Raw genomic sequence first — 13,060 nt, forward strand, 5'->3', positions numbered from 1 at the left:
GCAGCCCCGCATGCGCGGCGTGCGCACAGGATCGCCCGGTGCGGCTCGGCTAGGGTGAAGTGTCGTCCGCCGCGGCCCGCGGCATCTGCAGTCCCCAGGAGGGTGCCACACGTGAATGCCGATCTGCTCGTCGTCGGATCCGGGTTCTTCGGCCTCACGATCGCCGAGCGCGCCGCGAACGAACTCGGCCTGAACGTCGTCGTCATCGACCGGCGCCCGCACATCGGCGGCAACGCCTTCAGCGAGGCCGAGCCCGAGACCGGCATCGAGGTGCACCGCTACGGCGCGCACCTCTTCCACACCTCCAACGAGCGCGTGTGGGAGTACGTCAACCGGTTCACCTCCTTCACGGGCTACGTGCACCGCGTGTACACCCGCCACGACGGCGAGGTCTTCCCGATGCCGATCAACCTCGGCACGATCAACCAGTTCTTCCGCGCCGCCTACGGGCCGGAGGAGGCGCGCGCCCTCATCCGCGAACAGGCCGGCGAACTCGCCGGCACCGATCCGCAGAACCTGAACGACAAGGGCATCCAGCTCATCGGCCGGCCGCTCTACGAGGCCTTCATCAAGCACTACACGGCCAAGCAGTGGCAGACCGATCCGAAAGACCTTCCGGCATCCGTCATCGCCCGCCTGCCCGTGCGCTACACGTACGACAACCGCTACTTCAACGACACCCACGAGGGCCTGCCGGTCGACGGCTACACGGCCTGGCTCGAGCGGATGGCCGACAACCCCCGCATCGAGGTGCGGCTCGACACTGACTTCTTCGCCGGCGACCACGACTTCGCGAGCAAGAACGTGCTCGGGCGCCTGCCGATCGTCTACACGGGCCCCGTCGACCGCTACTTCGACTATGCGGAAGGCGCCCTGTCGTGGCGCACCCTCGACTTCGAGGAGGAGGTGCTGCCGGTCGGCGACTTCCAGGGCACCTCGGTCATGAACTACCCCGATGAAGACGTGCCGTTCACGCGCATCCACGAGTTCCGCCACTTCCACCCCGAGCGCGACTACCCCACCGACAAGACCGTCATCATGCGCGAGTTCTCCCGCTTCGCCGAACCCGGCGACGAGCCCTACTACCCGGTGAACACGGCCGAGGACCGCGAGCGCCTGCTCGCCTACCGGGACCTGGCGCACGGCGAGCGCAACGTGCTCTTCGGCGGCCGCCTCGGCACCTACAAGTACCTCGACATGCACATGGCGATCGGTTCGGCGCTCAGCATGTTCGACAACAAGATCGCCCCCGCCCTGCGCGCGGGCGCGTCGTTCGAGAGCGGCGGCGTCGAGGCCTGAGCCCGCCGCAGCCTCAGATCCGAAGGAGAGAAGTGCCAGACACGAGTGGATCCTGGACCACGGTTCAGAACGTCGTCTTCCCCGCCGACCGAGACCCCGACGTCTTCGCCCTCTACTGCGACACCGAGTCCTGGACCGACTTCGACGGCACGCCCCTGCGCGTCTCGACGCGCGCGCACGTCGACGACGTGCTCTCGCGCCACTCGATGCGCATCCGCTCCGGCCGCCGCGTGTCGTTCGCGAGCTACTTCAACGCCCTGCCGGCTTCGTACTGGCAGCACAGCACCGACATCTCCCGGGTGCGCCTCGAACTCGAGATCGCCGGCGATGCGACGGTGCTCGTGTACCGTTCGAACCCGCGCGGCACCGCCCTCCGGGTCGACTGGCGCCGCACCGAGGGCGAGGGCACGCACGAGGTCACCTTCGAACTGCCGCTCGAGCGCTTCGCCGACGGCGGCTGGTACTGGTTCGACGTCGTCGGCGGCGAGGGTGACGCGGTGCTCGAACGCGGCCGCTGGCGGATGCCGGTCGTCGCCCGCGACGATGCACCCGACCGACTGACGCTCGGCATCACGACCTTCAACAAGCCCGACTACTGCGTGCGAACCCTGGCGACCCTCGGCTCGGATCCGGAACTGCTCGAAGAGCTCTCCACCGTGTTCCTCGTCGACCAGGGCACGCAGACCGTCGCCGACGAGTCCGGCTTCGAGGAGGCCGCGGCGGCCCTCGGCGACAAGCTCACCGTGATCCGCCAGCCGAACCTCGGCGGTTCGGGCGGCTTCAGCCGGGCGATGGCCGAGTCGCTCGAACGGCCCGATGCCGGCTACGTCATGCTGCTCGACGACGATGTCGCCGTCGAGCCCGAGAGCATCCTGCGGGCGCTGCGCTTCGCACGGGCCTGCGCGAAGCCGACGATCGTCGGCGGCCACATGTTCGACCTCAACCACCGCTCGGTGCTGCACGGCTTCGCCGAACGCGTCGACATGAGCGCGTTCTTCTGGGGCCCCTCGACGCCCGATCAGGATCGCCACGACTTCCAGCTGGCGAACCTGCGGCAGTCGCCGTGGATGCACCAGCGCATGGACGCCGACTACAACGGTTGGTGGATGTGCCTCATCCCGCTCGAGATCGTGCGCGAGATCGGCCTGTCGCTGCCGGTGTTCATCAAGTGGGACGACGCCGAATACGGACTGCGGGCGAAGGCCGCCGGCTATGAAACCGTGTCGCTGCCGGGCAACGCCCTGTGGCACATCTCGTGGATCGACAAGGACGACAGCCAGGACTGGCAGGCATACTTCCATGCCCGCAACCGCATCATCGCCGCCCTCATCCACTCCCCCGTGCCGAAGGGCGGCAGGCTTCTCGACGCGAGTCGCAAGATCGACCTGAAGCACCTGCTGTCGATGCAGTACTACGCGGCCTCGATGCGCCACCTCGCGATCCGCGACGTGCTGCAAGGCCCGGGGGCGCTGCACCCGGCGATGCCGACGAAGCTCGCCGAGGTGCGCGCCGCGGCATCCGGATTCCGCGAAATGCAGGTGTACCGCAAAGACGATGCGATGCCGGCGACCAACGAGGGCAAGCGCATCTACCCCATCGAGCAGACCGGTGAGGCCCCCGGCGGGCTGCGGCTGCTCGTCTGGACGGCGAAGTCGGCCCTCCGGCACCTCGTGACGAAGCCGGCGCCGGCGAACCTCGAACGCCCGCAGGCGTCGATGTCGAAGTACGACGCGACCTGGTGGCGTACGCCCGGGCTCGACAGTGCGCTCATCTCGACCGCCGACGGCTCGGGCGCATCATGGTACGCGCGCGACCGCCGGAAGTTCCGCTCGCTGCTCGCCGAGAGCCTGCGGCTGCACCGCCGCCTCGAACGCAACTGGGATCGCCTGCAGCGCGACTACCGCGAGCACGCCGCCGAGATCACCTCGGTGGATGCTTGGTGGCGCACCTTCGACGCCTGAACGATTCGCGGGGTGGATGCCGTGACGGCATCCACCCCGCGGCGTTCAGCGGCTCCGGCGGAACCGGTCTGCCCGCACGGCCGAGTCGATGATCTGCTCGAGTCCGTACTCGGCCCGCCAGCCGGCGACACGCTGGATCTTGGAGGCGTCGGCGACGAGCTCGGCCGGATCGCCCGGACGGCGAGCGACGAGCTCCGGCTCGATCGAGACGCCCGCAGCCCGCTCGACCTCGCGAACGACCTGAAGCACGCTGGCCCCGTGCCCCGTGCCGACGTTGAACGCCTCGAAGGGTTCGTCGACCTCGCCCAGGCGGTCGAGCACCGCCAGATGCGCCCGCGCGAGATCCAGGACGTGCACGTAATCGCGCACACCGGTGCCGTCGACCGTCGGATAATCGTCGCCGTAGACGAGCGGACGCAGGCCCCGGTGCAGCCGGTCGAGGACGATCGTCACGAGATTCAGGGCGACGGGGTCTCCGAGATCGTCCCATCCGGCGCCGGCGACATTGAAGTAGCGGAGCGCGGCCACGCGGAGTCGCCCGGCACGGCTCGCGTCGCGCAGCATCCACTCGCCGACGAGCTTCGTCTCGCCGTACGGGTTGATGGGCAGCGTCTCGGCATCCTCGTCGACGCGGGAGATATCGGGCATGCCGTAGACGGCCGCCGAGGATGAGAAGACGACGTCGCGGACGCCGGCCGCCTCGACGGCGTCGAGCAGATTCGTGAGGCCGCCGACGTTCTGCCGGTAGTACCAGGTCGGTCGTTCGACCGAGACGCCGACCTCTTTCTTCGCGGCGAAGTGGATGACGGCGTCCACCTCGTGTTCGTCGAACACCGAGCCGAGCCGGGCCGGCGCGTCGGCGGCGGAGAGATCCATCCGCACGAGCGGGGCGCCGCCCAGGCGGCCTTCGTCGCCCGTGGAGAGATCATCCACGACGACGACGGGCCGACCGGCCTCCTGCAGCAGCCGCACGACGTGCGCTCCGATGTATCCGGCTCCCCCGGTCACGAGCACGGTCATGCGTTCCTCATCTCCAGCAAGCGCTCGAGGTAGCGCCCGTAGCCGCTCTTGACGAGCGGTGCGGCCAGGGCCGCGAGCTGCGCGTCGTCGATCCAGCCGTTGCGCCAGGCGATCTCTTCGATGCAGCCGATCTTGTAGCCCTGGCGCGCCTCGATGACGCGCACGTACTCGGAGGCCTGCATCATCGACTCGAAGGTGCCGGTGTCCAGCCATGCGGTGCCGCGATCCAGGGCCTGCACCTGCAGGCGGCCGTCCCGCAGGTATCGCTCGTTGACGCTGGAGATCTCGAGCTCGCCGCGGGCGCTCGGCTCGATGGTCTTCGCGATCCCGACGACGGTGTTGTCGTAGAAGTAGAGGCCGGGCACGGCGTGGTTCGACTTCGGCCGGGCCGGCTTCTCCTCGATCGAGAGGGCCCGCCCGTGCTCGTCGAACTCGACGACGCCGTAGGCGGTCGGGTCGGAGACCTGGTAGGCGAAGATGAGGGCGCCGTCGATGTCGGTGTGGCCCTTCAGGGCGGTGCCGAGGCCGGTGCCGTGGAAGATGTTGTCGCCGAGCACGAGGGCGACCGAGTCGTCGCCGATGAACTCCTCGCCGATGATGAAGGCCTGCGCGAGGCCGTCGGGAGAGGGCTGTTCGGCGTATTCGAGACGGAGGCCGAGTTCGGACCCGTCGCCGAAGAGCGCCTCGAACTGGCTGCGGTACTCGGGGGTGGTGATGATGAGGATGTCGCGGATGCCGGCCATCATGAGCGTCGACAGCGGGTAGTAGACCATCGGCTTGTCGTAGACGGGCATGAGCTGCTTCGAGGTGCCCTTGGTGATGGGCCAGAGGCGCGTGCCGGATCCGCCGGCCAGGATGATGCCGCGCATCAGGCGTCGCCCCGCAGCGTCTCGTAGTAGGCGCGTGCCGCCTCCCAGTCGGGCAGGAGCCCGAGCTCGGCGGCCTCGGCGAGGCCGGGCGCGTCGCGGTCCTTGTCGGAGAGCACCGGTTCGCCTGCCGCTTCGGGGAGGACGAGGCCGATCTCGGGGTCGAGCGGGTTCACGCCGTGCTCGGCGCCGGGCCGGTACACGTCGGTGACGAGGTAGCTGACGGTGGCGTCGTCGGTGAGGGCGACGAAGCAATGCCCGAGGCCTTCGGAGATGAAGATCGCGCGGCGTTCCTGCTCTTCGAGCAGCACCGAGTCCCACTGTCCGAAGGTCGGCGAGCCGACGCGGATGTCGACGACGAAGTCGAGCACGGCGCCGCGCATGGCGGTCACGTACTTCGCCTGGCTCGGCGGCACGTCCGCGAAGTGGATGCCGCGGACGACGCCGCGGCGCGACACCGAGGTGTTGGCCTGCCGGAGGTCGATGCTGCGGCCGGTCACCGCCTCCAGCTCGTCGAAGCGATACCACTCGAGGAAGACGCCGCGGTCGTCCGCGAACTGCTTCGTCGTGATCTCGTACGCGTCAGGAACCGTGAGCTCTCGGATATGCACCTGAACAGGCTAGCAAGGCGCTTCCCCTACGATGTCGGGGAGTCCATCCACGCGCTGGGAGCCTGCTGCTTTGAACATCCTCGTCACCGGCGGAGCCGGTTTCATCGGGTCGAACTTCGTCCACTACCTCATCGACGAGACCGAGCACCGCGTCACGGTGCTCGACAAGCTCACCTATGCGGGCAACCTCGCCTCGCTCGAGGGGCTGCCGGCCGAACGCTTCACCTTCGTCAAGGGCGACATCGCCGACGCGGAGCTGGTCGATTCGCTCTTCGCCGAGCACGACGCCGTCGTCCACTACGCCGCCGAGAGCCACAACGACAATTCCCTCGACGAGCCGCGCCCCTTCCTCGACACGAACATCGTCGGCACGTACACGCTGCTCGAGGCGGCCCGGCGCCACGGCATCCGCTTCCACCACATCTCGACCGACGAGGTCTACGGCGATCTCGAGCTGGACGACCCGGCCCGCTTCACGGAGCAGACGCCCTACAACCCCTCGAGCCCCTACTCGTCGACGAAGGCCGGCAGCGACCTGCTCGTGCGCGCCTGGGTGCGCTCCTTCGGCGTGCAGGCGACGATCTCGAACTGCTCGAACAACTACGGCCCGTACCAGCACGTCGAGAAGTTCATCCCGCGCCAGATCACGAACGTGCTGCGCGGGCAGCGGCCGAAGCTCTACGGCCGCGGCGAGAACGTGCGCGACTGGATCCACGCCGACGACCACTCCTCGGCGGTGCTCACGATCCTCGAGCACGGGCGCATCGGCGAGACCTACCTCATCGGCGCCGACGGCGAGCAGAACAACCGCGACGTCGTCGAGGCGATCCTCACCGGCCTCGGGCAGCCCACCGACGCCTACGACCTCGTCGCCGACCGCCCGGGCCACGACCTGCGGTACGCGATCGACTCCACGAAGCTGCGCACCGAACTCGGCTGGACGCCGCGCTACGCCGACTTCGCCGCCGGGCTCGCCGACACGATCGCCTGGTACCGCGACCACGAGGACTGGTGGGCGCCGCAGAAAGATGCGACCGAGGCCCGTTACCGGGCGCAGGGGCAGTGACCATGCGCGTGCTCATCACCGGCGCGAACGGCATGCTCGGCCGCGACCTCGTCGCCGCCCTCGCCGGCCACGAGGTCACCGCGCTCGGCCGCGGGCAGCTCGACATCACCGATGCGGATGCCGTGGCCCGCGCCGCCCGCGGCTTCGGCAGTTTCGATGGCTTCGACGCGATCGTGAACGCGGCCGCCTACACCGCCGTCGACGCCGCCGAGATCGACGAGGACGCCGCTTACGCGGTGAACGCGACCGGCCCGGCGAACCTGGCTGCCGCGGCCGCGGCGACGGGCGCGAAACTCGTCACGATCTCCACCGACTACGTCTTCGACGGCACGGCGACGAGCCCGTACGCCGAAGACCACCCGCGGCATCCGATCTCGGCGTACGGACGCACGAAGGCCGCAGGCGAAAAGCTCGCCCTCGCCGCGCATCCGGCCGGCACGTACGTCGTGCGCACGGCATGGCTGTACGGGCAGCACGGCCCGAACTTCGCCGCGACGATGCTGAAGCTCGCCGCGTCGAAGGACGCGTGGGACGTCGTGGACGACCAGCGCGGCCAGCCGACGTGGACGGGCGATCTGGCCGTCCGCATCGCCGAGCTCCTCGGCTCCGACGCCCCCGCCGGCATCTACCACGGCACCGCCTCGGGCGAGACGAGCTGGTTCGGCTTCGCCCGCGCCGTGCTCGAGGAGGCCGGGCTGGACCCGGAGCGGATCCGCCCGACCGACAGCACCGCCTTCGTGCGACCGGCCCCCCGCCCCGCATACAGCGTGCTCGGGCATGCGCGGTGGGCGGATGCCGGGCTGGCACCCATGCGCCATTGGCGCGAGGCGCTGGCCGCATCGGGCATCGCCCGCACGGCATAGCCGGCGGGGCGGATGCCCGCCGGCCGTCTCAGCCGGCCGCGCCGCGCTCCGGTGCGCCGCGATCGGGTGCGCCGCCGGCGATGAAACGCCGGTAGGCGACCTTGCGGATGGGTTCCGGCACGAAGCGGTACACGCCGCGCACGCCGACGTTGCGGGCGTACTGGGCGGGCGAGGTGAAGCCGAGCCGGCGCAGCTCCCGCTGCAGGGCGAGTTCGCTGCGCCACTGCTCGCGGCCGCCGCGGCGTGCATAGGCGCCGGCGCCGACCCGGTACATGACGAGCGGCTCCGGCAGATTGTCGACGCGTGCCCCGGTGTGGATCATCCGCGCGAACAGCCAGTAATCCTCCATGAGCCCGAGCGGCCGGTAGCCGCCGGCCCGTTCGACGGCGGAACGGCGGTAGACGACGGTCGGGTGGCTGAACGGGTCGTGGAAGCGCGAGTATCGTTCGATCTCGGCCTGGCCGGTGCGCGGCACCCGGCGCCCGACGATCGAACCGACGTCGTCGAGGAACTCGAACATGCCCGTGCCCACGAGATCCAGCCCCGACTCGATGCGCGGCAGCTGCAGGGCGAACCGCTCGGGCAGGGAGATGTCGTCGGCATCCATCCGCGCGACGATGTCGTGGTCGCTGAGCGAAAGGCCGACGGTCAGGGCCTGGGCGAGGCCGACGTTCTCGGAGATGACGTGGTGGACGACGGCCACGGGCGAGGCCTCGGCGGATGCCCGGATCGCCGCGGCGAGTTCGTCGCCGACGGGGCCGTCCTGCACGAGGACGACCTGATCGGGCCGGCGCGACTGCTCGAGGACGCTCGAGGCGAACGCCTTCGAGAAGTGCCGCGGGTCGTCGCCGCGGTACACGGGCAGCAGGAGGGAGAACGGCTCGGTCATGTCGCCGCCCCGGGATTCGCGGCGGCGCTGCGGCCGGCGGCGGCCTGCCGAGCGGCTGCGGCCTCGACCCGCGCGACCGCGTCGCTCGCCTCGCCGAGCCCGGCGAGCGCATCCGCGTTCGGCCGCGGCCGGAACCGGGTGCCGTCGTGCCAGCCCCGCCGCAACCCGTCGCGGAGCACCGCCCGGTCCGCCGAACGGGCGAAGGTGCGGATCCATCGGCGGATCGACGAGGCGCCGTAGACGAGCTTCTCGAGCGGACCGAGGGAGGCCGAGCGGCGGAACATCCACAGCTTGTTGCGCACCTCGTAATAGAAGCGGCCGCCCGGGTCGGCGTCGGTCGAGGCGAGCGCCTTGGTCTTGTGCACGACGACGGACGCCGGCACGTGCAAGCCGAAGCGGCCGCGGATGACGCGGGTCGAATACTCGAAGTCGTCGTTCCAGATGAAGTAGTCGGCGATCGGCAGGCCGGCCTCGCGGGCCGCCTCCGCCCGCACGAGCATCGAGACGAAGGAGGTGCTGCGCACGGCGATCCCGCCGAGGCGCGCGGCGCGCAGGCGCTCCTCGCGGCTCGCGAAGGGGTTCTCGCGCGGCGTGTTCATCGGATGCTCGCTGCCGTCGGTCCAGACCACCCGGGATCCGGCGGCCGCCACGTCGCCGGCGTCGGCGGCCCGCAGCAGTTCTTCCAGCGCCGTCGGCGTCGGCACCGTGTCGTCGTCCATGAGCCACACCCACTCCGGCTCGTGCCGGTCAAGGGCGATCGCCAGGCCCGCAGCGAATCCTCCCGCACCGCCCGTGTTGCGGGCGAGCTCGATGAGCTCGACACCCGCGCGGTCGCGTGCGAGATCGCCGCTGCCGTCGCTGGAGGCGTTGTCGACGACGATCACGTGCGGGCGCACCGTCTGCGCGTCGAGCGCGTCGAGGACCTCGGCGAGCAGTTCGCGGCGGTTGTAGGCGACGACGACGGCGATGGCGCGCGTGTTCGGGGTGTTCATGGGCTCCTGGGGTTCGAGGCGACCGGGCCGAAACCGGGCCGTGGCGACCCCTCTATCTTGCCGTGCCCGCCTGGGGGAAGGGTGCGGGACCCGCGATGGCCCTCGACCGGGGGGCGGATGTGTCGCCGCGGGCCGTTAGATTTGAACGGGCGCCCTGGCGCCGAGAGGAGCCGCATGACCACCATCCTTCGCGTGATCGTCGATCAACTGGCCGCACCCGTGCCCGGGCCGCTCGGCCGCTACACGCTGGGGCTCGCCGCCGGGCTCATCGCGACACGCCCCGCCGGCTGCGAGGTCGAGGGCATCGTCTCGGCCTCCCCCGCCGCCGACTACCGGATGCTCGAACAGGCCTTGCCCGGGCTCGCCTCGCTGTACAAGACGACACTCCCGCGGCGGGAACTCGCCGCCGCCTGGCAGCTCGGGCTGACCACCTCCCCCGGGCCGGGCATGATCCACGCCCCGGGCCTGCTCGCGCCGCTCAGGCGACATGACCCGACCGCCGGCACCCAGCTCGTCGTCACCGCCCACGACACGATCGCGTTCACGCACCCCGAGTCGCTCTCGAGCGCAGAACTCGCCCTCCGCAAGAACGTGCTGCGCCGCGCCCGCAAGTACGCCGACGCCGTCGTCGTGCCCACCCACGCCCTCGCCGAGCGGCTCGCCGAAACCGGCGACTTCGGCGACCGCATCCGCGTCATCGCGACCGCCGCCCGCCCCGGGCTCGCCCTCGGCCCCGATGCCGCCGCCCGCGCCGCACGCCTCGCCCTGCCCCGCGACTTCGTCGTCGCCGCCGGCACCCTCGAACCCCACCGCGGCGTCGTCGACGTGCTCGCGGCCCTCGGCCGACCGGGTGCGCCGGCCGTGCCGCTGCTCGTCCTCGGCCCCGAAACCTGGGGCGAACAGCACCTGCAGACCCTGGCCGAAGAGGCCGGCATGCGTCGCGGCATGGTGCGCTCCATGGCCGAGGTGGATGCCGCAGACCTCGCCGTCATCCTCTCCCGCGCTTCGGCGTTCATCGCCCCCGCGCACGACGAAGGCGACCCGGCGACCATCATCGAGGCGTTCGCGTGCGGCACCCCCGTCATCCACTCCGACACCCCCGACTACCGCGAAACGGCCGGCGGCGCCGGCCTCTCGGTGCCCGTCGGCGACGCCGGCGACGACTACGCCGACCGCATCGCACAGGCCCTCTCGGCCGTGCTCGGCGACCAGCGCCTCGCCGAACGGCTCTCGATCGGCGGCGCCGACCGCTCCCGCGCGTTCGGCTGGATCAACGCCGCCGAGCAGGTCTGGCAGCTGCACGCCGACCTCTGACGCCCGAACGCGGGACGTTTTCGCTGCCGATCGCATTTAGACTGACCGAGGTCCTCGGCGCCATCGCCGGCCGTCCCCGATCTGAAACCCGCTCCATGCCCGTTCCCCCAAACGCGACCCATCCTGTTCAGAACCGACGCCCGATCGGCGAGATCGAAGGCCTTCGCGGACTCGCCCTCACCCTCGTCGCCCTCTTCCATCTGTTCGGAAACGGGCGGGTCTCGGGCGGTGTGGACGTCTTCCTCTTCGTCTCCGGCTTCCTGCTGACGCTCTCGCTCGCACGCCGGGCCGTCTCGGGTGCGCCGGCCGCGCTCGCACAGCGCTACGGGCGCACTCTCCTCAGGCTCACCCCGGCCGCCCTCGTCGTCCTCATCGCGACCGCGATCATGGTCGTCACCGTGCTTCCGAAGTCGGGTTGGGAGCAGAGCGGCCGGGAGATCATCGCCTCCGCGCTCTACTTCGAGAACTGGGAGCTCATCTCTTCCCAGCTTGCCTACGGGGCGGCGGGGCCGATGACGAGCCCGCTTCAGCATTTCTGGTCGCTGTCGATCCAGGGCCAGTTCTTCCTCGTCTGGCCGCTGCTCATCACGGGGCTCGTCCTCCTGGCCCGGCGCGTCAGGAGGGATCCCCTCACCGCCGTGGCGATCCTCACGGGCATCGCGACCGCCGCGTCCTTCGCCTATGCCTGGACGCTGAACGCGTACGCGCCCGACATCGCCTACTTCGATTCCTTCGCCCGGTTCTGGGAGCTCGGCGCCGGCGCTCTGCTGGCGCTCGCCATGGGGCGCCTGCCCCACGCGTCCGCCCTCATGCGTTCGGTGCTCGGATGGGCGGGCCTCGCGCTCATCGTCGCCTCCGGCTTCGTCGTCGACGGAGCGACGTCCTTCCCCGGACCGCTCGCCCTGCTTCCCGTCGCCGGGGCCGCGCTCGTCATCGTCGCGAGCGGTTCGCCGACGAGACTCGGCGCCGACCGCTTCCTCGCCCTGCGGCCGATGCGATTCGTCGCGCGGATCTCCTATCCGCTCTACCTCTGGCACTGGCCCATCCTGATCGGGTATCTGGCGATCCGCGGCTACGAGCGGGTCGGCCTCCTCGGCGGTGCGGCCGTCTTCGCGCTCTCCGTCGCCGTCGCGTGGGCCACGCAGCGCTTCGTCGTCGAACCGATCCTCGACCGGCGCGGAAGCATCAGCGTGCGGCGAGCGCTCATCGCCCCGATCACGGCGATCGCGGTGATCGCCGCCGTGACCGCCGGCGGCGTCGCCGGCGTCCAGCACCAGACGGCCCGACAACAGGCGGCCGTCGACGCACTGGCCGCATCGAACCCCGAGTGCCTCGGCGCGGCGGCCATGGATCCCGCTACCCGGCCCTGCGACAATCCGTCGCTCGCCGGCAAACTGTTCCCCGCCCCGAACGCGATCTCCACCGAGAGCGACAACCGTCCCGAGTGCTGGGCCGGCGAAACCTCGCACGAGTTCAACGTCTGCACCGTCGGCCCGGAATCGGGATACGAGCGGCATGTGCTCGCCGTCGGCGACTCCCACAACAACACCTTCGTCGGTGCCTACGAACGCATCGCGGAGCAGATGAACTGGCGCATCGACATCGCCGGGCATGCGTTCTGCTACTGGACGGCGGCCGAGCAGCCCGTCCAGTCGCCGGCCGGCGCCGCCGCTTGCGCGTCGTGGAAATCGGCGCTGGAGGAGCACATCGCGCAGAGCACCGAGGTCGATGCGTACATCGTCACGCACTCCCGGTACTCCGCCGTGACGGTGCCCGAGGGCGAGGACCGGCACGAGGTCGTCGTCGAGGGCATGGTCGAAGCATGGTCTGGACGCCCTGATCCGGCTGCCCCGATCATCGCGATCATCGACAACCCCCGGTATCCGAACGACACCAGCGCGTGTGTCGAGCAGTGGGGGCTCGACGCGATCTCCGAATGCCCAGTCGTCCCACGCTCGGTCGGGCTCCGCATCGACGACGGCCAGCGCGATGCTGCCGCTCGCTCGGCGAACGCCCACGTGATCGACCTGACCGACTTCTACTGCACCGAGACGGAGTGCCCCCCGGTGATCGGCAATGCCGTGGTCGCCGGCGGCTGGTCGCACCTGACGGGGACGTTCGCGAAGACGCTCGCACCGTACATCGCCGAGCAGGCGGCCGCGATCCTCGACCGCTGAGG

11 protein-coding genes are annotated in these 13,060 nt (G+C 70.4%); 6 read left to right on the forward strand and 5 right to left on the reverse strand.

All coding sequences use genetic code 11. From position 1 onward, the window contains the following. Positions 1-111 precede the first annotated feature (111 nt). The gene (glf, locus tag G127AT_RS03365) at positions 112-1,299 is read left to right on the forward strand and encodes a UDP-galactopyranose mutase (RefSeq protein ID WP_210899804.1); all 1,188 of its coding nucleotides are present in this window, start codon (positions 112-114) and stop codon (positions 1,297-1,299) included. Positions 1,300-1,331: 32 nt separating this feature from the next. Continuing rightward, complete coding sequence (locus G127AT_RS03370; RefSeq protein WP_210899807.1) at positions 1,332-3,260, forward strand: glycosyltransferase; 1,929 nt, start codon at positions 1,332-1,334, stop codon at positions 3,258-3,260. 45 nt (positions 3,261-3,305) lie between these two features. Here G127AT_RS03370 and galE read toward each other — a convergent pair whose 3' ends face one another. From galE to G127AT_RS03385, 3 genes are read right to left on the reverse strand one after another with little or no spacing between them, the layout of a single operon-like run. After that, the gene (gene galE / locus G127AT_RS03375) at positions 3,306-4,280 is read right to left on the reverse strand and encodes a UDP-glucose 4-epimerase GalE (protein WP_210899810.1); all 975 of its coding nucleotides are present in this window, start codon (positions 4,278-4,280) and stop codon (positions 3,306-3,308) included. Then, positions 4,277-5,149, reverse strand: coding sequence for a glucose-1-phosphate thymidylyltransferase RfbA (rfbA, locus tag G127AT_RS03380; RefSeq protein WP_210899813.1), 873 nt, complete (start codon positions 5,147-5,149; stop codon positions 4,277-4,279). Before rfbA ends, galE begins: the two co-directional genes overlap by 4 nt. After that, a complete protein-coding gene (locus tag G127AT_RS03385) occupies positions 5,149-5,757 on the reverse strand; it encodes a dTDP-4-dehydrorhamnose 3,5-epimerase family protein (RefSeq protein WP_210899816.1) in 609 nt (202 codons plus the stop codon). Before G127AT_RS03385 ends, rfbA begins: the two co-directional genes overlap by 1 nt. A 70-nt stretch (positions 5,758-5,827) precedes the next feature. On the opposite strand from G127AT_RS03385, the gene rfbB reads away from it, so the two are divergent. Beyond that, the gene (gene rfbB, locus G127AT_RS03390; RefSeq protein ID WP_244857713.1) at positions 5,828-6,823 is read left to right on the forward strand and encodes a dTDP-glucose 4,6-dehydratase; all 996 of its coding nucleotides are present in this window, start codon (positions 5,828-5,830) and stop codon (positions 6,821-6,823) included. Between the two features lie 2 nt (positions 6,824-6,825). Continuing rightward, positions 6,826-7,686: a dTDP-4-dehydrorhamnose reductase gene (rfbD, locus tag G127AT_RS03395; RefSeq protein WP_210899823.1), complete on the forward strand. Its 861-nt coding sequence runs from the start codon at positions 6,826-6,828 to the stop codon at positions 7,684-7,686. Positions 7,687-7,714: 28 nt separating this feature from the next. Here rfbD and G127AT_RS03400 read toward each other — a convergent pair whose 3' ends face one another. Further along, positions 7,715-8,575: a glycosyltransferase gene (locus G127AT_RS03400; RefSeq protein WP_210899826.1), complete on the reverse strand. Its 861-nt coding sequence runs from the start codon at positions 8,573-8,575 to the stop codon at positions 7,715-7,717. Beyond that, the gene (locus tag G127AT_RS03405) at positions 8,572-9,567 is read right to left on the reverse strand and encodes a glycosyltransferase (RefSeq protein WP_210899828.1); all 996 of its coding nucleotides are present in this window, start codon (positions 9,565-9,567) and stop codon (positions 8,572-8,574) included. Before G127AT_RS03405 ends, G127AT_RS03400 begins: the two co-directional genes overlap by 4 nt. A gap of 174 nt (positions 9,568-9,741) precedes the next feature. Here G127AT_RS03405 and G127AT_RS03410 point away from each other — a divergent pair, with 174 nt between their 5' ends. Together G127AT_RS03410 and G127AT_RS03415 are read left to right on the forward strand one after the other, a co-directional pair. Beyond that, a complete protein-coding gene (locus G127AT_RS03410) occupies positions 9,742-10,881 on the forward strand; it encodes a glycosyltransferase (protein ID WP_210899832.1) in 1,140 nt (379 codons plus the stop codon). Positions 10,882-10,976: 95 nt separating this feature from the next. Then, a complete protein-coding gene (locus G127AT_RS03415; protein WP_210899836.1) occupies positions 10,977-13,058 on the forward strand; it encodes an acyltransferase family protein in 2,082 nt (693 codons plus the stop codon). The last annotated feature ends 2 nt before the right edge of the window (positions 13,059-13,060 follow it).

This window comes from Agromyces archimandritae (assembly GCF_018024495.1).
GTDB classification, from domain to species: domain Bacteria; phylum Actinomycetota; class Actinomycetes; order Actinomycetales; family Microbacteriaceae; genus Agromyces; species Agromyces archimandritae.

Bases quoted from the DNA above. Each gene is read 5' to 3' on its own strand.
- galE (WP_210899810.1), bottom strand. From the start codon at position 4,280: ATGACCGTGCTCGTGACCGGGGGAGCCGGATACATCGGAGCGCACGTC.
- rfbA (WP_210899813.1), bottom strand. From the start codon at position 5,149: ATGCGCGGCATCATCCTGGCCGGCGGATCCGGCACGCGCCTCTGGCCC.
- rfbD (WP_210899823.1), top strand. From the start codon at position 6,826: ATGCGCGTGCTCATCACCGGCGCGAACGGCATGCTCGGCCGCGACCTC.
- G127AT_RS03400 (WP_210899826.1), bottom strand. From the start codon at position 8,575: ATGACCGAGCCGTTCTCCCTCCTGCTGCCCGTGTACCGCGGCGACGAC.
- G127AT_RS03405 (WP_210899828.1), bottom strand. From the start codon at position 9,567: ATGAACACCCCGAACACGCGCGCCATCGCCGTCGTCGTCGCCTACAAC.
- G127AT_RS03410 (WP_210899832.1), top strand. From the start codon at position 9,742: ATGACCACCATCCTTCGCGTGATCGTCGATCAACTGGCCGCACCCGTG.
- G127AT_RS03415 (WP_210899836.1), top strand. From the start codon at position 10,977: ATGCCCGTTCCCCCAAACGCGACCCATCCTGTTCAGAACCGACGCCCG.